At 35.6% G+C, this 22747-nt stretch carries 30 protein-coding genes and 4 pseudogenes; all 34 read right to left on the bottom strand.

Annotated features, from left to right (window positions below; genetic code table 11):
* On the bottom strand, positions 1-1227 hold the full coding sequence (gene essB / locus C0J00_RS04030; protein ID WP_104967675.1) for a type VII secretion protein EssB: 1227 nt from the start codon (positions 1225-1227) through the stop codon (positions 1-3).
* Positions 1227-1472: an EsaB/YukD family protein gene (locus C0J00_RS04025; RefSeq protein WP_104967674.1), complete on the bottom strand. Its 246-nt coding sequence runs from the start codon at positions 1470-1472 to the stop codon at positions 1227-1229. Before C0J00_RS04025 ends, essB begins: the two co-directional genes overlap by 1 nt.
* 10 nt (positions 1473-1482) lie before the next feature.
* Complete coding sequence (essA, locus tag C0J00_RS04020; RefSeq protein ID WP_104967673.1) at positions 1483-1950, bottom strand: type VII secretion protein EssA; 468 nt, start codon at positions 1948-1950, stop codon at positions 1483-1485.
* Entirely contained in the window at positions 1951-5112 is a 3162-nt protein-coding gene (esaA, locus tag C0J00_RS04015; RefSeq protein WP_104967672.1) for a type VII secretion protein EsaA, read from the bottom strand. It lies immediately after the preceding gene.
* A 659-nt stretch (positions 5113-5771) separates the two neighbouring features.
* Complete coding sequence (locus tag C0J00_RS04010; protein WP_104967671.1) at positions 5772-6248, bottom strand: hypothetical protein; 477 nt, start codon at positions 6246-6248, stop codon at positions 5772-5774.
* Positions 6249-6419: 171 nt separating this feature from the next.
* Entirely contained in the window at positions 6420-6848 is a 429-nt protein-coding gene (locus tag C0J00_RS04005; RefSeq protein WP_158667314.1) for a hypothetical protein, read from the bottom strand.
* Between the two features lie 73 nt (positions 6849-6921).
* Positions 6922-7380, bottom strand: a pseudogene (locus tag C0J00_RS10440) (DUF3114 domain-containing protein); the annotation flags it as partial.
* 88 nt (positions 7381-7468) lie between these two features.
* Positions 7469-7954: a hypothetical protein gene (locus C0J00_RS03995; RefSeq protein ID WP_104967669.1), complete on the bottom strand. Its 486-nt coding sequence runs from the start codon at positions 7952-7954 to the stop codon at positions 7469-7471.
* Between the two features lie 3 nt (positions 7955-7957).
* Positions 7958-8404, bottom strand: coding sequence for a DUF3114 domain-containing protein (locus tag C0J00_RS03990; protein ID WP_104967668.1), 447 nt, complete (start codon positions 8402-8404; stop codon positions 7958-7960).
* 77 nt (positions 8405-8481) lie between these two features.
* Positions 8482-8967: a hypothetical protein gene (locus C0J00_RS03985; RefSeq protein WP_104967667.1), complete on the bottom strand. Its 486-nt coding sequence runs from the start codon at positions 8965-8967 to the stop codon at positions 8482-8484.
* On the bottom strand, positions 8967-9191 hold the full coding sequence (locus C0J00_RS03980; protein ID WP_104967666.1) for a DUF3114 domain-containing protein: 225 nt from the start codon (positions 9189-9191) through the stop codon (positions 8967-8969). Before C0J00_RS03980 ends, C0J00_RS03985 begins: the two co-directional genes overlap by 1 nt.
* A gap of 64 nt (positions 9192-9255) precedes the next feature.
* Complete coding sequence (locus tag C0J00_RS03975; RefSeq protein ID WP_158667313.1) at positions 9256-9729, bottom strand: hypothetical protein; 474 nt, start codon at positions 9727-9729, stop codon at positions 9256-9258.
* A 7-nt stretch (positions 9730-9736) separates the two neighbouring features.
* Positions 9737-10192, bottom strand: coding sequence for a DUF3114 domain-containing protein (locus C0J00_RS03970; protein WP_104967664.1), 456 nt, complete (start codon positions 10190-10192; stop codon positions 9737-9739).
* A 77-nt stretch (positions 10193-10269) separates the two neighbouring features.
* Positions 10270-10761 (bottom strand): hypothetical protein, encoded by a 492-nt coding sequence (locus tag C0J00_RS03965; RefSeq protein ID WP_104967663.1) that lies wholly within the window; start codon positions 10759-10761, stop codon positions 10270-10272.
* 5 nt (positions 10762-10766) lie between these two features.
* The gene (locus C0J00_RS03960; protein ID WP_104967662.1) at positions 10767-10997 is read right to left on the bottom strand and encodes a DUF3114 domain-containing protein; all 231 of its coding nucleotides are present in this window, start codon (positions 10995-10997) and stop codon (positions 10767-10769) included.
* 136 nt (positions 10998-11133) lie between these two features.
* A pseudogene (locus C0J00_RS03955) lies at positions 11134-11950 on the bottom strand (IS982 family transposase).
* 150 nt (positions 11951-12100) lie between these two features.
* The gene (locus C0J00_RS03950; RefSeq protein ID WP_104967661.1) at positions 12101-12613 is read right to left on the bottom strand and encodes a hypothetical protein; all 513 of its coding nucleotides are present in this window, start codon (positions 12611-12613) and stop codon (positions 12101-12103) included.
* Between the two features lie 3 nt (positions 12614-12616).
* Positions 12617-12826 (bottom strand): DUF3114 domain-containing protein, encoded by a 210-nt coding sequence (locus C0J00_RS03945; RefSeq protein ID WP_233995869.1) that lies wholly within the window; start codon positions 12824-12826, stop codon positions 12617-12619.
* A 168-nt stretch (positions 12827-12994) separates the two neighbouring features.
* The gene (locus C0J00_RS03940; RefSeq protein ID WP_267894048.1) at positions 12995-13549 is read right to left on the bottom strand and encodes a DUF3114 domain-containing protein; all 555 of its coding nucleotides are present in this window, start codon (positions 13547-13549) and stop codon (positions 12995-12997) included.
* A 6-nt stretch (positions 13550-13555) separates the two neighbouring features.
* Positions 13556-14152 carry a hypothetical protein gene (locus tag C0J00_RS03935; protein ID WP_104967659.1) on the bottom strand — a complete coding sequence of 199 codons (597 nt, stop codon included), beginning with the start codon at positions 14150-14152 and terminating at the stop codon, positions 13556-13558.
* Positions 14149-14826, bottom strand: a pseudogene (locus C0J00_RS03930) (DUF3114 domain-containing protein); the annotation flags it as partial. The pseudogene C0J00_RS03930 and the gene C0J00_RS03935, both read right to left, overlap by 4 nt.
* 15 nt (positions 14827-14841) lie before the next feature.
* A complete protein-coding gene (locus C0J00_RS10525; RefSeq protein ID WP_233995867.1) occupies positions 14842-15132 on the bottom strand; it encodes a hypothetical protein in 291 nt (96 codons plus the stop codon).
* A gap of 45 nt (positions 15133-15177) precedes the next feature.
* Complete coding sequence (locus tag C0J00_RS03925) at positions 15178-15762, bottom strand: hypothetical protein (protein ID WP_104967658.1); 585 nt, start codon at positions 15760-15762, stop codon at positions 15178-15180.
* A gap of 78 nt (positions 15763-15840) precedes the next feature.
* Positions 15841-16173 carry a DUF3114 domain-containing protein gene (locus C0J00_RS03920; protein WP_104967657.1) on the bottom strand — a complete coding sequence of 111 codons (333 nt, stop codon included), beginning with the start codon at positions 16171-16173 and terminating at the stop codon, positions 15841-15843.
* A 348-nt stretch (positions 16174-16521) separates the two neighbouring features.
* Positions 16522-17001, bottom strand: a complete 480-nt coding sequence (locus C0J00_RS03910; RefSeq protein ID WP_104967655.1) for a hypothetical protein — start codon at positions 16999-17001, stop codon at positions 16522-16524.
* A 1-nt stretch (position 17002) separates the two neighbouring features.
* Positions 17003-17218 (bottom strand): DUF3114 domain-containing protein, encoded by a 216-nt coding sequence (locus tag C0J00_RS03905; RefSeq protein ID WP_104967654.1) that lies wholly within the window; start codon positions 17216-17218, stop codon positions 17003-17005.
* 112 nt (positions 17219-17330) lie between these two features.
* Entirely contained in the window at positions 17331-17825 is a 495-nt protein-coding gene (locus C0J00_RS03900) for a hypothetical protein (RefSeq protein ID WP_104967653.1), read from the bottom strand.
* 4 nt (positions 17826-17829) lie between these two features.
* A pseudogene (locus C0J00_RS03895) lies at positions 17830-18270 on the bottom strand (DUF3114 domain-containing protein); the annotation flags it as partial.
* Between the two features lie 92 nt (positions 18271-18362).
* Positions 18363-18848 carry a hypothetical protein gene (locus C0J00_RS03885; protein WP_104967650.1) on the bottom strand — a complete coding sequence of 162 codons (486 nt, stop codon included), beginning with the start codon at positions 18846-18848 and terminating at the stop codon, positions 18363-18365.
* On the bottom strand, positions 18848-20632 hold the full coding sequence (locus C0J00_RS03880; protein WP_104967649.1) for a DUF3114 domain-containing protein: 1785 nt from the start codon (positions 20630-20632) through the stop codon (positions 18848-18850). Before C0J00_RS03880 ends, C0J00_RS03885 begins: the two co-directional genes overlap by 1 nt.
* Positions 20623-21021, bottom strand: coding sequence for a hypothetical protein (locus C0J00_RS03875; protein ID WP_104967648.1), 399 nt, complete (start codon positions 21019-21021; stop codon positions 20623-20625). The genes C0J00_RS03880 and C0J00_RS03875 overlap by 10 nt, the downstream gene beginning before the upstream one ends.
* Entirely contained in the window at positions 21018-21281 is a 264-nt protein-coding gene (locus C0J00_RS03870; protein WP_158667312.1) for a hypothetical protein, read from the bottom strand. Before C0J00_RS03870 ends, C0J00_RS03875 begins: the two co-directional genes overlap by 4 nt.
* A gap of 526 nt (positions 21282-21807) precedes the next feature.
* Positions 21808-22104, bottom strand: a complete 297-nt coding sequence (locus C0J00_RS03865) for a WXG100 family type VII secretion target (RefSeq protein WP_104967646.1) — start codon at positions 22102-22104, stop codon at positions 21808-21810.
* Positions 22105-22411: 307 nt separating this feature from the next.
* Positions 22412-22735, bottom strand: coding sequence for a hypothetical protein (locus C0J00_RS03860; RefSeq protein WP_104967645.1), 324 nt, complete (start codon positions 22733-22735; stop codon positions 22412-22414).
* Positions 22736-22747: the final 12 nt, after the last annotated feature.

Genomic DNA, 22747 nt, shown 5'->3' with positions numbered 1-22747 from the left:
CTATTTCTCCTCTACGGCTTCTGAGCTAGATTCGGTTTTTTCGGCTTTCTTATCTTTAGTCTCTTCTTTTTGTCCTAAACGCTCGGTACGATCTTCCCAATAGGTATCAATCTCACTTTGCAAATCTTTGAGTTGTGTTTGGCGATCGTCTCCGGATAGACTATTGTTTGATTTGACTTCCTCTACTTTTTGTTCCAAAGCATAGATGATAAGATCTGTCGCTTCTAAACGTTTAGCAATATCGATAGCTGCATCGTTTTCACCGCGTCCACTTTGAATCCAGAAGTCAAAATACAGTTCTTCTGTCTTTAAAGTGACATTGTTAAGGATAACGGTCTCTTGTTCTTTTGAAAAATTCAAGCCTTGGATATAAGAATAGGCCAACTCATACTTTTGAGTATAAGGTAGTTTATCCAGTGCTACACTTGATAATTCATCAATAACAGTAGAATAATTATTTTTAATGAAGGCTGTATCAGCATCCAATAATTTAGCTTTTAAAGGATTTTGAATAAATACAAAGTAAAGTAAGGGAACCAATAAAATGACAGATAAAGCAGATAGCCAGATAGTCGCAAACTTATAGATTTTATGGCGTGTTTTCGATACGAGGCTTAGAGAATTTTCTTCACGCGCTTTTTGTTTTTCATATTCTGCTAAAAGAAACTGACGAATAGCTTCTACCTCATTCAAGCTCTTAACGGCTTCTAAAAATTCAGGCAGCTTAACAACCTCCAAGGAGCCATTGTAAAGCTCCGAGAAGTCATTTGTTGTCATCAAACTCACCAAATAACACTTGAATTGTCTGATAAAATCACTACTTGTCAACCGTTCTGGTACCATCACTTTTTCTAGGGCACGATAGGCAATCATTGGCTGGCTATTTTTAGTGATAAAGAGATTAATCGGATGTAAAATAACTGTCACTGGTAATTTCAAGACACTTTCCAAGTCCAAGACGTTCAAGGCTAGTCGTAATTTTTCAGATAAGGCCATCTTTTGACAGTCTTCAAAACTTAGCCCTTTTTCAGGAAGTTGATAATGGAAGTGAACACTGTCTTCATCCATAGTCATTCCCAGTTCAAGAAAGTCTGGGTGATGGAGTTTGAGCATGGATAAGGGCTGGAGATCATGACTTTTAATATCCGAGCGTTTAAGCGCTAACTTCCAGTTTGTCTCTTCTTTCTCGAATTGAAATAATTGCTGTTCAAATGTAAATTGATCCATTAAACACTTCCTTCTTCTATTTTCAACTGATCCCCAGTAGTTATGGGAAAATCTGCCAGTACATCACCTTCATCTAGTAGTAAGCCCTTGTTGATGACTTTCAGTTGGTATTTAAGGCGATCTTTAGGGTAAGCAAAAATGTTATCTAATTCCTTAATCAGTTGCTTAGTCTCGATTTTCCGTGGAATCCTAACATCCTGCTTTTGATCAGCCATATAAACCGTTACATTAATATGTGTTTCCATAATTTTCTTTCTATTCTTCTAACAGACTTTCGTTTGACTTTTGATAAAAGAGATAAGTAACAATACTTGAAACAATAATGACGATACTAATCAAAATAATATACGCTACTTGAGAAGCGCTGACACCAACATCTTCTACTGGTTCACTTGTCATGGTATATTGACGGTCATCCTGTTCGGTAAACAGTTTAGTGACTTCTCCTTGATTGGCCATCATTTTTTTTGTCGTAAACAAGTCTCTGTCACGCTTTTGACGCATCTTTTGTCTGTCTTGATCAATCTTTTGCAGTTGATTATGAGCATCTTCTTTAAAAAGCTGGCTGACATAGCCGGGCTGAAATCCAGTATCTAGTACTTCTTTTTGAGAAATACGCTCACTATCAAATTGTAAAGAATTGTCCTTTAGACCATCTGAATAAACGAGTGGTGCCTTTAAAAGAAAGCATATGACAGCCACTATTAGAAAACTTTTTTTCATTTAAACCTCTTTTGAGCTTGCTATTCTCTCGTAAGCAATAGTCACAAAAATATTGAGAAGTAACAGTAATACCGTTGCAAAAACAAGGAAAACAAAATAAATAAATGGTGGTGTTGTCCCATCAAATATAGCAGACAAACGGTTCTCAAGGAGAATCAAAGGATTCACTTTTTTCATCAATGCAGGAAAACCAGACAAGACAGTTGCTGTACCAATCGCGTTTGATAAATAGATAAAACTGATAATCATAAAGAAATTCAATCCCATACCAATAACTCTAAGGTTCTTGATAATAAAGTATTGACCGTGTACGAGTAAAAAGGCAAAGAAGGTTACCAGCAGTATCCACATCGGAATGTATTCATTCTCAACCGCTAAACTACGGCTTGATACAGTTCCTAAGATGAGACCGATAATTAAGGCTAGACCACTTAAAATAGCAGTGTTTAACCAGTCTGTCTCTAAGAATTTATTAATTTTGAAGCGATTTTTTAGACGTGCTAATGCTTTTTGAGTCGCAAAGATATAGGCGGTAAAGAGCGTTACCATTTCTAACAACAAGACCCAGGTAAATGGACGATAAGCATTTACTGTCGCTCTAACAGATGATGATTTTTCAGTAACAGGGCTTGCTAAGAAGTCCAAAAGAACGTCATTTGGCACACCGTTTTGGTAAGCATTATTAAATACTTTAGCAAAGGAGTCAATAAAGTTCCCGTTATTTTTCAATTCCTCATCAAATTTAGTCATGAGAGCTGATGCATCTGTAGAGAGCTGATTGCCATTGGTTTGCGCGTTTTCAACTTCTTTATTAAAGTTATCAAAAACACTTTTCACTGAACTTGCTTGTTCTTTCGTTGACTCTGCTGTCGCTTCTAAGGTTGATGTTGTTGTTAATAAACCTTGTAAGTTGCTACTAATATCCGACAAGCTTGTGTCTTGGCTGCTTCGATCATCATTCGCTGTATTATTAGCATCCAGCAATGATTGAGCATCCCTATTGATTTGATCAAGTAAGGTTAATTGATCCCCAATTTGGGTTGATAAATCGTTATTGTTTGTTTGAATATCAGCCATTGCAATCGCCAAATCATCTTGAGAAGTTTTCAAATCTGTCAATTGTTGTTTAAGGGCTGCTTTTGAAGCATCTGACTGTTGATAAGATGCCAAACCGATTTTTAAATTCTCTTTCAAGATACTTGAGAAAAGATCATAAGCACTTTGATTCATAAATTGATCGGTCAAACTGATTACATTTCCATCGGTATCATATGAATAATAAGTGGCTAACAAGGTTCCTGCATGATTATAAGCATCAACCACTTCTTGAACTTTCTTCTGATAGGCAAGTTCAGCCTTTCTAAAAGCTTCTTCTTCTTTTTTCGTATCTACCGTTTTTGAGACAGAAACATCTCCAATCTCTAAATTGAACGTAGATGACTCTGGAGCTGTCGTACCAGTTGACGTATAGCTATAGTGGACAGTGATATCATTTTTTTGACTAGGATCAATCAGGGTTGGTACCGTTGTATTTACGCCGTTAACATCAATACTATCAATGGTGACATTTAGATTACTTGTTGTAACAGTCAAACTTTGTTCCGGACTGTTTGCCGTACCTATTGCCTTTGCTTGAATCGTTGTCAAGGCTGTCTTCTTAGTTTCAAAATCATTGTATAGGTTTTCCAACTCTTTAGCGGATTTCTCATTCTCCTTGACATTAAGCGATGCTGCTAATGCTGTGTTGAAAGTAATCTCGTTTTGAGCATCCCGATCCAAGCCAATTACTGTTGCAGGGTCTGTAGCAGGCACTTCTTTTAAGCTATTTTTAACTAAGGTATCGATATCATTTTGAAATGCTGCTGTTGTATAGGCTAACGGTTGTGCTGTGTTAGCATTCAAAAAGTCTTTTAAGGTCAATTCTTTTAGTTCATCGACAGTGACACCATAATAATCTGCTAATCGGTCATCTACAAAACTGTCAACTTTCTGGAGTTTTTCATCTAAAATAGTTTGTTGATCCTTGATCAACTTTTGTAACTCAGCAATTCTTTTCCTAGCTTGAGATAAGGCACTATTGTTCTCAGGTTTTGGCGTCTCACTTGAGCTAGTCTCAGTCGTTTCAGAGCTAGATGTCGATGTCTCTGTTGAACTACTTGATTCTGTAGTAGAAGCACTTGTGTCACTACTATTATCAATGGCATCAATGGCATCTTGGATATCGTCGCTAGTACTTGCTTGGTCATTCACTTTTGCGATTTTATCTGCTAGTTGTTCTTGTAGAGTTTTAGTAGATTCAATAAGGCCGGTTAATTGTGTCCCTAAAGTTTCACTGTTCATTGACATCAAAGCTTCTGTGAACTCACTGTTTGAAATAGTACTTTTTGAGCGCTGTTCCATTAATGTTTGTAATGATGTCTCAACATTCTTTTGAGATTCCATCAAAGTATTGTAAAAGTCATTGTCACTGGTCAATGAATCTTGCAGACCTTGATTTGCTAATAAGCTACTGTTAGCTGAAGCAACTAAGGATGGAAAGACATTTTTGAAATCTTCCGTTGGTTGTAATAGGCTGTCCCGGTAGCTTGAAATATTGCCTGTTTGTACCTCATAGACACCCTGTACATTTTTCTGAGCCGTATAAAGACTACTTAAAACGCTAGCCATATACATATCAACCAGCTGACTTGTTAAATCTGAAACGATGTCTTTACCTAGCTTATTGGCATTATTTTCAATTTGGAGATTTCCTCCACCATTTACCTTATAGGTAACAGTTGCTCGTTCAACATTGACATTGTTAACGTCCAAAATTTTTGCTGAGAAATCACTCGGAATGATGACCATCAATTGGTAAGTTCCATTTTTCAATCCCGCTTCGGCAGAACCACGGCTAACCACAGACCAGTTTTGACTGTCATCACTTTCAAGTGATTTGACATAGGCTGCTCCGAGGTTATAAGATTCATTGTGCGTTGTTGCAGGCTGATCTTCGTTAACGATAGCAACATTTAAAAGCGCATTTTCTTTTTTTAGCCGTGTCTCTCGACTTTTTTCATTGTTGTGTTGAATGGTGGTATTTAATCCAATAATAGCCCATAACAGACCAAATATGGCTAATAAATATACCCCGTATTTGACAGGTTTTGAAAGTTTAAGCATGACTTCTAATCTCCTAAATATTTATTCTCTTCTATTATAACAATAAAAACACATTATTTTCCTAATATTTTGTCATTTTTTCATTTTTTTACTTCAATTAATTCCCAAATACCTAATATCAGCCATTGTAGCTATAATAAAGTATGATTTATTGCCTTTTTCTAATATGTTTGTCCAATAGCAAATCAATAAAATTTGTGACAAATATTGAAAATGACCATCTCAACTGATTATCTATTTCCTAATCTCATAATCACTTCATTTTAGAAATACTTATTAGCAAAATAATCTATTTTTAATAATAGTCGTCGTAACTTCCCACTCCTTTACTATTTTGTTTCTAATATCAGGATTATAGTGGGAAAGACAATATGGGGACATCTTTACCTTAAACTATCAAAATCTGTACTTGATTGTTTATCTAGTCATTAATCACATATTTCAATTGACGATAAACTCAGAATGGAAGTCCTTCTTAGCACTCGGAGTGACATGTTTGAAGTTTTCACCGTACTGCTCAATATGTTTCTTGTAATCCTCTGGATCCCCTTGGTATTTATTACGATGGCGAGCTTTCTCTCCGACAAGCTTATCGACGGAGAGGATTGTCTAAAAATAAATGAGGATAGCTCTGAAGATAAACAACAGAGCCACCTACTCTAATCCAAAATTTGACGGAGGTACTTGTCTTTTTTGGCAACGGACTTATTGATAATTTCACCTTCAAAAGCAAAACTAACCACTTTATTATCTATGATAAAGAAGTACACACTTTTAACTCCAAGGTTAGGTCCTGTATATTTGTAGTATTCCTGAATATCTTTATTACCATAAATATTGTTACTATCTGAATAATGTAATGTTTCCCAATAGTCTGTATTGTCCTCTAAAGAATAGTTCACTCCACCTTCGTAATCATTCCAATATTCTTCTAACTCTTGAGCCTTTTGGGGATTTTTAACAGAGTCACTTGGCTTTCCAAAATTTTTTCTCAAATCAGAAGGTGTCGTTGTTCCAATTTTTATTTCATTATGAATAGTTGTTACAGTCAATTTTTCAGATTTTTTTGACATTGTACACGCTACCAAAAAAAGAAGAGAAACCAACCAAAATACTTTCTTTAATTTATTACCCATCTAATCAATCTCCTATTATTTCATTTGCATTCTCTTCAGAATTTTTTATATCAAAATAATCTTTATACATTCTATTAGTTCTTGGACTCTTCCAATCCTTCCCAAGTTTTTTTCTAACCTCAGGATCGTACTTTGAAACTGGATCAGATAAATTTTGGGGGAACCTGAACTCTAAGCACCTATAGTTTCTCTGAGATATTTATCTTTCCTAGCAATCTTTTCATCTGTGATATGGCCGTCAAACATGTAAGCGAGAACTTTATCTTCCGAAATAAAAAAGTAAACTTTTATACCTGCCAGGTCTTCTCCCTTATACTCATAATAACCATCAATATTCCATTTCTTTAGGATAACAGAATCATGATCAGCTTTCACCGTATCCCAATAATCTGTATTATCTTCTAAGACTACATTGATACTTCCTTCATAATTATTGATTTTGTCAAATAAGTCAGTAGCGTTTTTAGATTTAGTCTCAACTTTAGCAGGCTGACCATATAAATTCTGCAACTCTTTGGTTGATGTCTTTCCTACAATGACAGTATTATGAATTCCAGTCACGGTTAAGTCAGAATTTGAGAAGTTTAATCTATTAACCACAATACACCCCCCAAATATACCTACGTTCAAGCATATCACTATTATTATCAACCAATTTCGGTCTTTAAACTTTTTAGTCATTTTCCAACCTTTCATTTGCTTTCTTTTCTGATCTGTCAGTATCGAAATAATGAGGAGCACTCTCTTTACCCGCACCTGTAACTGGACTCTTCCACCCTTTTCTAACTTCCTTCCTCACTTCAGGATCATATATAGAAACGGGATCAGAGTCATATTGTGTGTGATAATCACCTCTACCAGAGCTCTCCGCATAGTTAACACTATTGCCGTCAACCAACTGCATTTGTTCTTCCTTGGTGTAGGCTTTGTCGGGTTCTGAGGTAACATTGCCGTTCTCGTCAAATTCATAGGCATTCCACTGACTAACCAAATGCTTGCTCTTATCATTGATGATAAACTCAGAGTGGAAGCCGTTCTTATTACTCGGAGAGACATGTTTGAAGTTTTCTCCGTACTGCTCAATATGTTTCGGATAGTCCTCTGGATTACCCTGACATTTGTTATGTAGACGGGCTTTTTCACGATAAACCTATCATTAAAAATAGTTATCTAAAAATAAAAGAGGATAGCTCTGAAGATAAACAACAGAGCCGCTCACTCTAATCCAAAATTTGACGGAGGTACTTGTCTTGTTTAGCAACTTGTTTGTCAATTATTTCACCAAACATTGAGGTTTTAACTATATTATCCTTAATATAAAAACGAACATAATCAAGCCCAAGCTTGTTAGAAGTATATGTGTAACAGACATCGTACTCATTGCCTTTACTATAAGAAATTTTTACATATTTTTCTGTTTCAAAATAATTTGTATTGTCATCTAGTTTTTCCATGGTGCCATCCTCAATATCATTATCTTCGTTATATAATTTAGAAATTACATCTTGATCTGTTGTTTGCTCATCAGGATTACCATAAATTTTTAATAACTGTTTTTTTGTTGTTTTACCATATACAATCGTGTCGTGAATGTGTGTCACAGTTAATTTATCACTAAGTTGAACTAAATTATTTTTCAGCTCACAAGAGCTGAGGATAATAGTTATTGAAAATATAATTAGCAATTTTACTATCTTTTTATTCATTTGTTACTCCTTCAAAAGCGCATTTGCCCGATTTTCAGATTCATCTCTATCGAAATAATCATTGTCCGAAGATCGAGTACTTGGACTCTTCCACCCTTTTCTAACTTCCTTCCTCACTTCAGGATCATATATAGAAACGGGATCAGAGTCATACTCTGTGTGATAATCCCCATCCGATCTCTCCGCATAGTTAACACTAGTGCCATCAACCAACTGCATTTGTTGCTCCTTGGTGTAGGCTTTGTCGGGTTCTGAATTGACATTGCCGTTCTCGTCTATTTCGTAAGCATGCCACTGAGAAACTAAGTTACCATCTTTGTCCACAATAAACTCTGAGTGGAAACCATCGCCTGAACTGACATACTTATGGTTCTCGCCGTATTTTTTGATATGTTTCTTATAGTCCTTTCGCTCACCTTGATATTTATTATGCAAACGAGCCTTTTCCACGATAAACGTATCATCAAAAATAGTTATCTAAAAATAAATGAGGAAGGCTCTGAAGATAAACAACAGAGCCACTCACTCTAATCCAAAATTTGACGAAGGTACTTGTCTTTTTGGGCGACTAACTTATCAGTTACAGGGCCATATTCAATATCGTAAACAACTTTATCAGCAATATAAAATCTAACATATTTTAAGCCTAGATTATTTCCTCTGTATTGATAATAGCTATCAAAGGGATTATCCTCAGTGTTATCAAATTGCTTATTGTACTTATCCATATCAATTTTAGAATCCTTTGAATATGTCTTTGATAAATTCAACTCATCCGTAACGTCACCACCGAGAATATTAAAATAAGTATCATTTACTTTTTCAGCATGTTTCACTACCTTTTGGGGAGCACCGAATGTTTTTTTAAGCTCCGTTGTCGTAGTTCTAGTAAAATACACATTTTCTACAATATTAGAGACCGTGAGTTTACGCTGTTTTTCTTGATTTGCACAAGATATTAAAAAAACACAAAAAATTCCTAACAAAAAAAGGTTTAAAGTTTTTATTCTCATTATCGTCCTTTTAATTTTTTATTTGCTTTTTCTTCTGAGTTATCGATATCAAAATAATTCAGCTCGTTCTTATTTCGCCGACCTGTCAAAGGATCCTTCCACCCTTTTCTAACTTTCTTCCTCACCTCAGGATCGTATATAGAAACAGGATCAGAGTCATACTCTGTGTGATAATTACCATCCGAATTCTCCGCATAGTTAACACTATTGCCGTCAACCTGCATTGGTTCTTCCTTGGTGTAGGCTTTGTGAGGAAGGCTCTGAAGATAAACAACAGAGCCACCTACTCTAGTCCAAAATTTGACGGAGGTACTTGTCTTTTTGGGCTACGGATTCGTCAACAATATCGCCATTAAATTTAAAGCTAAAAACTTTATCATTTATCATAATAAAGTATACGCTTTTAATTCCTAAATTTTTTCCAGAATACTCATAATAGCCATCAAAATCTGAGTAACTATATTTGTTCCCTTTTATCGCATCTTGTATTGTCTCCCAGTAATCTGTATTATTCTCTAATGAATAGTTTACTCCTCCTTCATAATTAGACCAGTAAGCATAAAGTTCCTTAGTCTTTTCTGAATCATGAATGTACCTAAGAGGCTCGCCGAATAATTCTTTCAAATCCTTACTAGTGGTTTTATCCTTAATTACTTTGTTATGAATATTTGTAACAGTTAAATTATCTGATTTTGTAACTTTTCGACATCCCATTAGTGTAATACTCACTAAAATAACTAATATTATCTTTAGTAATTTCATAAAAACTTTACTCCAATTCACTATTTGCTTCTTTAACTGAATTCTCTATGTCGTAGTAGTCTTCTAATTCATTATCTGTTTTTGGACTCTTCCATCCTTTTCTAACTTCCTTCCTCACTTCAGGATCATATATAGAAACGGGATCAGAGTCATATTGTGTGTGATAATCACCTCTACCAGAGCTCTCCGCATAGTTAACACTATTGCCGTCAACCAACTGCATTTGTTCTTCCTTGGTGTAGGCTTTGTCGGGTTCTGAGGTAACATTGCCGTTCTCGTCAAATTCATAGGCATTCCACTGACTAACCAAATGCTTGGTCTTATCATTGATGATAAACTCAGAGTGGAAGCCGTTCTTATTATTCGGAGTGACATATTTGAAGTTTTCCCCGTACTGCTCAGTATATTTCTTGTAATCCTCTGAATCCCCTTGATATTTATTATGCAAGCGAGCCTTTTCCACGATAAACCTATCATCAAAAATAGTTATCTAAAAATAAATGTGGAAGGCTCTGAAGATAAACAACAGAGCCACCTGCTCTAATCCAAAATTTGACGGAGGTACTTGTCTTTTTGGGCGACAGAAGTATCCGTGATATTACCAGAAAAGCGATAAGAGCGTACAGTATCGTCAATTATAAAAAAGAACACTTTTAAACCAGCTAATTCTTTACTTTGATACTCGTAATAACCATCAAGATTATTTCCTTTTATAGATGATGTATGATCTACAAGTAATGTTGCCCAATAGTCTGTATTATCCTCCAACACAACATTTACACTACCTTCATCGTTATTTATACTATTAAATTGTTCCACAGCTTTTTTTGGGTTTTCCTCCTCAGTATCAGGCTCACCATATAAGGCTTCTAATTCTTTGACACTAGTCTTTTTCGCAACAACTGTGCTGTGAATTCCTGTTACAGTTAATTTTGAAGAATCCCTGTCCTCATGCTTCAAGACTGTACACGCATTTAATAATACAGGAAAAGCTATTCCGATTAGAAGATTAAACATTTTTTTCTGTATCATAAACTTTAAATTCCTTCCAACTTTTCATCCGCATCTTTTTTGGATTTTTCCATATCGAAATAATTTGGATCATTTATATAATCATAACCCGTTACTGGACTCTTCCAATCCTCGCTAACTTCCTTCCTCACTTCAGGATCATATATAGAAACGGGATCAGAGTCATACTCTGTGTGATAATCACCTCTACCAGAGCTCTCCGCATAGTTAACACTATTACTGTCAACCATCTGCATTTGTTCTTCCTTGGTGTAAGCCTTATTAGGATCTTTGCACTCAACTCTCTGAGTTCGCTCTGAATCATTCCCATCGCTCGATTTACTCCCGCTAGATAAGCAGGTAGTTAGTAAAAACTAGAGTCTACCCGTGGTGCTAGTTAATTTCAAAATATCTCAAATGATAAACAAGTATGATTTGTTCAATTTTTAATTGTAGACCCCTAATGCTTCTAGTCAAGGTATGCTCAATATTAAATAGCGCACAAAGTTCAGAAAAGCGAGTTTCAATCGTTCTTCTCATGACAAGTAACTGCCAGGGATTATGTTGTTCTGCACCGACCATCTTTTGACGTAATGGTGTCCATAAGTGATAGCCTTTCTGTTCTAAGCTATCTTTTAGCTCTTGACTGAGGTAGCCTAAATCGGTAAGAACTCCAGATTACCTACAGCCTTCTAGGAGTTCATCAACGACTTTAATGTCGCGAACAGAGGGTAGTGTCACAACATAGTTGAGAATAAAACCCCGACAAAGTGACCAACATATAGACTTTAAAACCATAGAGCCAAAGGTTTTTAGTGGCATTATACCCAATATCAGCGACATCATTGAAAATCTTGGCGCTATGATTGCGAATAGGTTGGCAAAGCGGCAATGGAAAGCTTGTCCATAATCACAACAGTATCTGGCGAGATTGCGCCACTCAAGGCTTGTCGAATGAGCTGAACCAACCAGATCAATTGTTTTGTTCGTCTATTAAAGCGGCTTCTTTCTAGTAAGTTATGACCAAAGAAAAGGTGACAAAGCCTGTGAAACGGCGTTGAGAGGTAATTCCTAACTCAGCTTGAAGTAGCGATAACACAAGAAGGGACTCATCTGAAAATTTGGCTAAACCGATATTGCGACGATGCTTCAACGAATCGGGGCAGTAGGTCCGATAAAATTGAGAACTAATTTGAGCTAATTGTTTGATATTTCATTGTAAATGATGGGATTTAGCGGTATACTGTAAGTGGCTCATTGGGACTACCTCCTGTTTGTTTTGTCACTTACAGTATAGTCCTTTTGAGCTTTTTATTGTTGTTGAAACTTAACTAGCACCACGAGTAGAGTCTATATTTGATTAATCAATCCAGTCTCTTAAATAACGGTCTCGTTGAGCAGCCTCCTTGTTTTTTAGGGTATCATCCAACACAAAACCCTCCAATCGATCATCTATAAAAAAGAAATACACGGCTTTTATTCCCAATGAATCTGATTGATATTGGTAGCATACAGTAAATTCATCGTAACTAAAGCTAAAGCCATCGTCCACATATTGTACAGTCTCCCAATAATCAGTTCCTTCACTTAAAAATACATTAATGCCTGTTTCGTCCTGCATCCATTTTTCATAAATTGTTTTCATAGTCTCAGAATCTCTTTCAATTACTTTAGGCTTACCAAATAATTTTTTTATATCCTGACGGGATGTCTTGCCTAAGACAACTCTATCATGAATATTAGTTACTGTTAGTTCGCTAGATAGTTTATCTCGTCTATCTTTATGAGTTTTAAAATTATTGAGTAATCCACAAGAAACTAAAAAGAATGATAGAGAAACTATTAGTAATAGCTTCATTATTTTAAATTTCATAGCTTAACCTTCCAATAACTCATTAGCCTTTTCTTCAGAAGACGTCTTATTAAAGTAATCTTTGTCTCTTTGATTATCAGATGGACTCTTCCACCCTTTTCTAACTTCCTTCCTCACTTCAGGATCATATATAGAAACGGGATATGAGTCCACCTTGATGTGGTAATCTCCATCCGAGCTCTCCGCATAGTTAACACTATTGCCGTCAACCAACTACATTTGTTCTTCCTTGGTGTAGGATTTTTCGGAATCTGAGGTAACATTGCCATTCTCATCAAATTCATAGGCATTCCACTGACTAACTAAATGCTTGCTTTTATCATTGATGATAAACTCAGAGTGGAAGCCCTTCTTATCACTCGGAGTGACATATTTAAAGTTTTACCCGTACTGCTCAATATGTTTCTTGTAATCTTCAGGTTCCCCTTGATATTTATTATGTAAACGAGCTTTTTCACCAGTAAACTTACTGCTAGGATTGTCTCCGTTATAGCGTTTGATACGTTCCAAGTCATTAGCTTCATCAGGATAGGTAGCCCTAAGAGCATCGTTATTCTTTTTGTCCATGTAATATCGGAATTGATGGGTTTCTTGTGCACGAAGAAATGTTTTACTACCTTCTTTAGTTTCTATCGGTAGCCCCTTAGGATAAACATCTTGCACAATGCTCGAGAAAGTATCATCGAAAGTAAGAGCGTCATCCATATTCGTCGTAAACTGGTAGGCGCCTGTTTTGTCACTGTCAGTGATTTTCATATTGGTCATCTGTAGGAAATCATTATCGTCAACCTCAGCACCAAGTATCTTGTAAATCATATCCAAGGTCTTTTGTTGACCCTCTTTGGTATCTTTATAAGCAACGGTCATCATGTTGTTAAAGAGGGCAGAACCAACAGTATGAGCATCATCAAAATATTCGCCTAGCCAGTTATCGATATAAAATCAATCTAATTCTTCTGGTTGATACTCGTACTGATCTAAGAACTCATCCATAGAATTTGGAAGTTTCCTGTTAGTTTTATAGAGAACAAAATCCCTTTCTTGACTATTTTCCTCATAAATCCCATCTTTTTGAATGATGTTAAGGGTTCGACTCCCCTCACTTCCTTCATATAGTCTCTTGGAAGCAATTATCTTATTCTTGACATGGTTAGGATCTTTGAACTCAACTTTCTGTGTTTGCACTGGTTTTAATTGATAATACTCCCCTTCTTTTGCATACTCACCTTCTGTGAAATAGATATAAGGGTAGAAAGCATAGCCATCTTCACTTCTTTCCTCTATCTCTTTCTCCGAATCGTGACTAATATCAATCATATAAACATAATGCTTATCATCAATCAATTTCACATAAAAAGCATTCAAATCGTTGAAATCATCACCAAGTTTATAAGTGACCCCAATTTCTACGGCCTGTGCTTTCTCTAGTTGAGCAGTCTCTAATCGTTCAGGATTGACAGGCTCCTCAGACTTCTTTGTCTGACAGGCTGCCAGTAAGCAAGTATATAGTGCAATGCAAATAACAAGATATTTTTTCATTCTTTGCCTACCATCTCTTTAAATTCATTTTTTTGCTCTCTGTCATACGTTGACTGACTAGCATCGCCCTTTTTAAATCCAAATATTTCGTCCTTAGAATCCTTATAATCTTCCATCTTTGGTGATTCAAATTTGTTACCATAATTATAAATAATATCCTTCCTAAATCTTGGATCATACTGCTTAGGGGTATTAACATCCCAGCGATTATGACCATCTTTATTACCATCATCCGCATAATTATTTACGACCCCGTTTTGGTTTTCTGAAGCATCCTTTTCTGGATCAATCTCATTGACAAAGCTACCATCCTCACTGATGATAAATTCGGTGTGCAAATCTTTAGATAGAATTTTATAATTAACCTGTTTTTTACCATCTGGATAATTGCTATTATCAGTTACTTTATTATGCAAACGGGCAGTATCATCGAAATCATAATTGGATTTATGACCACCATCCAAATAAGCCGCCAAGGTCTCTTCATCTGTCATAGCAGTTTTCTTATAATTATCTCGTACCCATTGAGCTTGTTGGGCTGAAATAACATAGCGGAATTGGTGGACTTGTCTCTTAAGTGTCTCGTTATCTCCGGGAGTTCCTAATGCCTTTGCATTTGATTTATATATCCCTTTCTTTTTCTTAATTGGGTCAGGATAAGCCAATTGCACCGTTCCTGCAAAGTCATCCTAGAAAGTATCATCTAGAGCTAAGCTGTCAGACATCTTAGCCAAAATGGCTTGGGTCTGCTCTGATGTCCCATCTAAATCTCCTTGTGGCATGCGACTATACTTCATGGCAATGCCCAGCAACTTCTCAGCTCCTACCGAATCCTTTTGCCTCTTAGCGGTTTGGTAATCAATCCCCCACATCTTTTGGAAAATACCACTCCCGAAGGTCCGCACTTCTTGATTGATGACTCTAAGCTGATCCTCAATGCTCATCTCCGTATTATAATCATAAGCAACATTGACCGTCATGATGTAGCCCTGCTTAACAATTTACTTAGTCGCTAATACTATATTTTAATTTCCCATATCAGGAACATATGTATACTGTTCTAAAAAATCTTCTTCGGAACTTGGAATAGGTTTTGAACTTTTTTTCAATTTAATCTTGTGTACTTTCTTATTAATTCCTTTCGTCTGATAATAAAGCCCCCTCCAAGAAAAAATTATTTTTCCCCCTGCGCTCGGTACAAGTTTTTTAGTCTCTTTTTCAAAATATCTTTTTTGATGTAATGCTGAAATGTCATAAAATCTGATTATCGTAGAATACTGAGGTTTTAATAATATTTCATTATGTTGTTTATCGAATTTTCCTTGAGTCAAAATTAATGCAGGGTATATAGCTTGTTCTTCTGAATATTCTTTCTCTTGTAATTTCTTATCAGATAAATACGTGTATCTCTCAGCATAAATAACATACTTGTGATTCTTAAGAAGTTTAATCTGACTATTACGTATACCATTACTATCAACATAATATTGATAGGTTTGATTTAATGTAATATTATTCCTTTTATTAGGAGCCCCCCTACCATCAAAAATTATTTTCCATACTAAAAATATTAATGATAATAAACTGACTGCTCCTATGAGACACAACAAGAGTTTCTGATATTTTTTTCTTCTTATAAATATATCCTAACTAATTTGATATTTGCCTTAAATGTTGATGCTTATTATTTAAGAATGATTTTTTATCATATCTCGAAGTTCATCTCTAGCTTCTTCAATTCTATCATGAACGCTAACTCCGTTATTAGAATAATATCCATCGGCATTCCAATAGCTATCATTCCAATTTTCACCATTGCCATTTTCCAACAAATCTTCCCAAGCATCTTTTGTTCTACTCAAGATATCACTACCTATATTATTAGGAGAAATATATTGTTCCGCAACCTTACTACGATATTCTGGATCCCACGGTTTAACCGAGGTGGCATCAAGTCGCCAATGCTCATCATTTTCATTCGAATAATTGAAACTCGCACCGTTGACAACGCCGTTTCCCATCTTCAAGAGTATGTAGATAAACCATATACTCTAATCCAAAATCTGACTCAAGTACTTGTCTTTGTGGGCTACGGATTCGTCAACAATATCGCCATTAAATTTAAAGCTAAAAACTTTATCATTTATCATAATAAAGTATACGCTTTTAATGCCTAAATTTTTTCCAGAATACTCATAATAGCCATCAAAATCTGAGTAACTATGTTTGTTCCCTTTTATCGCATCTTGTATTGTCTCCCAGTAATCTGTATTATTCTCTAATGAATAGTTTACTCCTCCTTTTAGCAAAAATATTTATTTAAAAATAAATGAGGATAGCTCTGAAGATAAACAACAGAGCCACTCACTCTAATCCACAATCTGACGCAAGTACTTGTCTTTTTGGGCTACGGATTCGTCAACAATGTCACCATTAAATTTAAAGCCATGGATTTTGTTGTCAATCACAAAAAAGTAGACTTTTTTAACCCCTAAATTCTTTCCACTATATTCATAACATCCTTCAAAATCCTCATAACTATACTTTGGAGATACATTATATGATTTCAAAGTTTCCCAATAATCTGTATTAGCTTCTAGATAATAGTTTACTCCTCCTTCGTAATTATTCCAGTAATGGTATATCATCTTTGCTTTCTCAGCATTATCATATCGCTTCGGTTTTCCAAACATATTTTTTAATTCTTTGACAGTAGTTTTACCTTGTATAAGTTTGTCATGAATATTTGTTACCGTTAAATTATCTGATTTACTTAAATTCGCACATGCCCCAAGAAAAAACGAGATAGATAACATCATACATAGGAGCTTTTTATATTGAATCCTCATTTTATCTCCTCTCTAATTTTTCATTTGCCTTATTCTCGGAATCTTTTATATCAAAGTAATCCTTATTATTATCTGTACTTGGACCCTTCCACCCTTTTCTAACTTCCTTCCTCACTTCAGGATCATATATAGAAACGGGATCTGAATCCACCTCGGTATGATAATTACCATCCGAATTCTCCGCATAGTTAACACTATTGCCGTCAACCAACTGCATTTGTTCTTCCTTGGTGTAGGCTTTGTCGGAATCTGAGGTAACATTTCATCAAAAATAGTTATCTAAAAATAAATGAGGATAGCTCTGAAGATAAACAACAGAGCCGCTTACTCTAATCCAAAATTTGACGGAGGTACTTGTCTTTTTGGGCTACCGATTTATTAGTAATATCGCCAAAATAGTACTCACTTACCAAGCCATCTTTAATATAGAATCTAAGATATTCAAGCCCTAAATTTTTATCTTGGTAGATATAACAATTATCAAAGTCCCACCCAATGCTATAATCATAGTCATGTTTTACCGATTTCATTGTTTGGAAAAAATCAGTTTCTTCATCTAACCTATCCATAATTCCTCCTTCACTACTATCGCCATTATCTTCATTATAGAGATCTGCAACTGTTGAAGGATTATCTATTTTTTTATTTGGTTTTCCAAATTGCTTAATTAATTCTTCTTCCGTTGTTTTATTTAGGACTATCTTATCATGAATATTAGTAGCTGATAACTGAAATTTACTCTTTAAAAGCCCTATTTGGTTGCAAGCACTTAGGAATATCACTAATAAGCACATTAAAAATAATTTTGAAATCTTATGTTTCATAGGACTATCCTCTTAATCTATCATTCGCTCTTTTCGACGACTCTTCCGTATCAAAATAATTTTCTTTACCCGAATATCTACTTGGATTCTTCCATCCTTTTCTAACTTCCTTCCTCACTTCAGGATCGTAAATAGAAACGGGATCTGAATCCACCTTGGTATGATAATTACCATCCGAATTCTCCGCATAGTTAACACTATTGCCGGCAACCAACTGCATTTGTTGCTCCTTGGTGTAGGCTTTGTCGGGTTCTGAGTTGACATTGCCGTTCTCGTCTATCTCGTAAGCATGCCACTGAGAAACCAAATGCTTACTCTTATCATTGATGATAAACTCAGAGTGGAAGCCCTTCTTATCAATCAGAGTGACATATTTAAAGTTTTCCCCGTACTGCTCAATATGTTTCTTGTAATCCTCAGGTTTCCTTTGATATTTATTATAATAGCGAGCCTTCTTTCCGACAAGCTTATCGGAGGAGAGGCTTGTCTAAAAATAAATGAGGATAGCTCTGAAGATAAACAACAGAGCCACTCACTCTAATCCAAAATTTGACGAAGGTACTTGTCTTTTTTGGCGACTAACTTATCAGTTACAGGGCCGTATTCAATATCGTAAACAACTTTATCAGCAATATAAAATCTAACATATTTTAAGCCTAGAGTATCTCCCCTGTATTGATAATAACTATCAAATGGATTATCCTCAGTTTTATCAAATTGCTTATTGTATTTATCCATATCAATTTTAGAATCCTTTGAATATGTCTTTGATGAATTCAGCTCATCCGTAACGTCACCACCGAGAATATTAAAATAAGTATCATTTACTTTTTTAGCATGTTTCACTACCTTTTGGGGAGCACCGAATGTTTTTTTAAGCTCCGTTGTCGTAGTTCTAGTAAAATACACATTTTCTACAATATTAGAAACCGTGAGTTTACGCTGTTTTTCTTGATTTGCACAAGATATTAAAAAAACACAAAAAATTCCTAACAAAAAAAGGTTTAAAGTTTTTATTCTCATTATCGTCCTTTTAATTTTTTATTTGCTTTTTCTTCTGAGTTATCGATATCAAAATAATTCAGCTCGTTCTTATTTCGCCGACCTGTCAAAGGATCCTTCCACCCTTTTCTAACTTCCTTCCTCACTTCAGGATCATATATAGAAACGGGATCTGAATCCACCTTGGTATGATAATTACCGTCCGAATTCTCCGCATAGTTAACACTATTGCCGTCAACCAACTGCATTTGTTCTTCCTTGGTGTAGGCTTTGTCGGGATCTGAGGTAACATTGCCATTCTCATCAAATTCATAGGCATGCCACTGACTAACCAAATTGTTGGTCTTATCATTGATGATAAACTCAGAGTGGAAGCCCTTCTTAGCACTCGGAGTGACATATTTAAAGTTTTCCCCGTACTGCTCAATATGTTTCTTGTAATCCTCTGGATCCCCTTGATATTTATTATGTAAACGGGCTTTTTCACCAGTAAACTTACTGCTAGGGCTGTCTCCGTTATAACGTTTGATACGTTCCAAGTCATTAGCTTCATCAGGATAGGTAGCCCTAAGAGCATCGTTATTCTTTTTGTCCATGTAATATCGGAATTGATGGGTTTCTTGTGCACGAAGAAATGTTTTACTACCTTCTTTAGTTTCTATCGGTAGCCCCTTAGGATAAACATCTTGCACAATGCTCGAGAAAGTATCATCGAAAGTAAGAGCGTCATCCATATTCGTCGTAAACTGGTAGGCGCCTGTTTTGTCACTGTCAGTGATTTTCATATTGGTCATCTGTAGGAAACCATTCTTGTCAACCTCAGCACCAAGTATCTTGTAAACCATATCCAAGGTCTTTTGTTGACCCTCTTTGGTATCTTTATAAGCAACGGTCATCATGTTGTTAAAGAGGGCAGAACCAACAGTATGAGCATCATCAAAATATTCCCCTAGCTGATCCTCAATGCTCATCTCCTTATTAGAATCATAAGCAACATTGACCGTGGCTATGTAACCTTCCTTGATGGCTTTTTTGCTCCAACCGTCTTTTAGTAGTGTGTCAACTTGTTGCTTTACCTCACCAACATAAACACTATAATCTTTATCTGACATGCCTTTGGGACGGCTAAGTCCGTAATCTTCTATAAAGTTTTTGACAGAAATAGTCTTAGCTTTCGCTAGGAGAAGTAGCATTTTATCGGTTGAATTGTAATGACTCGCTTGCGCATTCCAAGAACTTTTTGCTAAGGATAAAGCCTCTTGAACAATTCCCTTAAGTTCATTGACACCATCAAAAACCGATGCTGAATACGTATCAAAGACTCGCAATTTTTCCAATAAATCCTCATACTGTCGAACATTACTGTCATGTAAGTCCATTGAGCGATTGAGAGATTCAAGGATTGAACGCTTACTTTCCGTCTTCATCCCTTTTAGAATATTTACATGATGAATCTGATTTTCTAACAAATGAATACTGCGTCGCTCACTGTCGATAAGCTCCTGTAATTCCTCTTCAGACCAACTTTTACTATCAACCATCGTCTGGTAATCAGAAGGCAATTTTTTTAATGCTAACTGCAACTCCTTATAATAATCATTGGCGAAGCTTATTGCTGGTAAAATCACTTCTGTTTGATAAGCTCGCGATGCCTCATAAGCCTTTCCTTTAAGCATCGAGACATCTTGCGTATACATAGAAATACTATGTTTACTTTTTCTCAAAACCTGAGACATTTCTTCTAACATCCTAGTTCCTGACGCTGCTTGAGATTCAGAGTGTCCAAGATCTACTTTTATTCCCATAGCATCCTCCTATTTTTTTCGTGCGCCTCCTCTTCTTCCAAAGCTAACCGTTGTCTTCGATAGTACAAGTCATCACTATCATCTTGCAGTTTAACTCTTTCACGATTTAGCCGTTCTATTTCATCATCTACTAACGCCTGACGTCTTTGACATTCATCCATTAATGCCAATTGATTCGCTATAATACCATTAGAAATAGTACTTCCGAAAACTAACGCCATGATAATCTGTTCATACTCCAAGTGACGCTGATGTTGATAATCATCTGATAGGTCATTCAATAAAGTCAATGACTGATGATCTGTAGCATTGATTTCCAATTTCTCTTGGATAGAACTTTCCAAGAGATGCAACTGTTTCCATTTTTGTTCCCAATCCACTTCGCTCATCTCCACACTCCATTAGCATTTCCTTGGTCCCAATCATCAATTGTTTTTGAAATATTTTCAATGTCATTCCCCGCCGAACGAATAGCTTCCAGCAATTCTGTCAACGCCTTCTGCGCAAATAAACATTGCTCTTGGACAAAGTCGTTCCCTTGATATTGTGACACACCATCCAAATCAACTGATGATACAACAATTTGACTTTCTTTTAAGGAACTGCTAAACTCCTGAGCTCTGCCGCTATTGCTTTTTATCTCTCCCATAACCATTCTCCTCCTTCAACTAGCTCCTTACCTTTAAACACAATCTTTCCTTATTTTTAACCAAGCAATAACGATGGCAAACTGCATGTTCCAATCCCTAACAAGTAATTTTCAGCTTTTAAAAGATCGGTCTACATTTTCTACTTTTTACTATTTCTGGCTACTCATTATATTTTTGATTACCCATAATATCATAATCTTTAACTATCGCTTTTAACTTACCTTTAACATGATCTCTGCTATTTCTGATGACGAAATCCAGATATGGCGTACGATCGTTTAAACTTTCGACTTGATCCCCCTACATCAGCATCAGCTTAGTTTATGGCGATGAAACTAGTTCAAAGGTCCAGAGATTATTTAAATTAATCCAAGCTGATGCAAACTCCGATCAAATCCCATAACATGGTATTATGTTTAGGACAAAGAAAATCTAGCCAAACCCGAGTTTACCTGATAGAAAATTAGTCCATGTAACGATAATAAAAAAAGCAGAAAGACATTTGCCTTCCCGCTCCACCGTTAATTAGCTTCCTGGATAAATTTGTGAAGCCATTTGTGAGTCTGTATCTTCAAGAGTTGTCGCAACAGAGTTAAGTTGTTGATTAATAGCTGTTAACAATTCCGCAAATTCTTGAATTTTTGGTGACAATTCATTGAATTGTTGTTCAAAACTATCAAAGGCTGTACCTTCCCAGTTTTCACTGATAACAGCTTGCTCGTTAGTCAATGTTGTCAAAACATCTGTCACTGTTTGAGAACCGTTAGAATACTGGGTAGCAGACTGACGAAGTTCTTCAGGGGTAAGTTTAATTGTAGCCATAATAGACCTCCTAAATAATTATAATTTAATCATAACAGAAAATAACTGAATACTCAATCAATTGCTGTAAATTTCAATAGATTTTTTATATTTTTTCTAAAAATCGAACAATTTTTAAAATCTAACACTAGCTGAATAAGAAAACAAAGTGATGAAAAAGCTTCTCTAAATAATAGGTTTCTGAAAATCTTTAAAGCCTTCTCTAACATAAAATTTTAAAATAACAAGATTAGGCATCTTAAATAAGACATCACCTGCTTCTATTAAATAAAGTTCCCATAGCAGTCCTAGCAGAGTTGACAATGTCTTATAAGTTATCATAGCCATCTGCTTTTTCTGATACTGTTTCAGTAATGCTCTTTGAAAATTGACCTTTAATATTGGTATTTAACTGGTTAGAAATAGACATAATTGCCGTCTTTGTAGCAGCTCCATCTTCTTTGATAACCTCTTTATAAGTCTTAACAATCTTATTTTTCTTTTTTAGCTTACGCCCAGCGTCTAATTTGACGAGTTGCTTCAGACTTTCTTTTAAGATCTTTATACTAGCATCAGTGCCACCCTCAATACCTTTCACTGCCGCATCATAGCCATCTGATAGATAACCTTCAATAGTCTCCCAAACTCCCATAACTTATTAACC

The sequence above is a fragment of the Streptococcus pluranimalium genome (assembly GCF_002953735.1).
Taxonomy (GTDB): Bacteria; Bacillota; Bacilli; order Lactobacillales; family Streptococcaceae; genus Streptococcus; species Streptococcus pluranimalium.
Note: the sequence above shows the minus strand (reverse complement) of the source record. Positions and strands in the feature narration are given on the sequence as shown.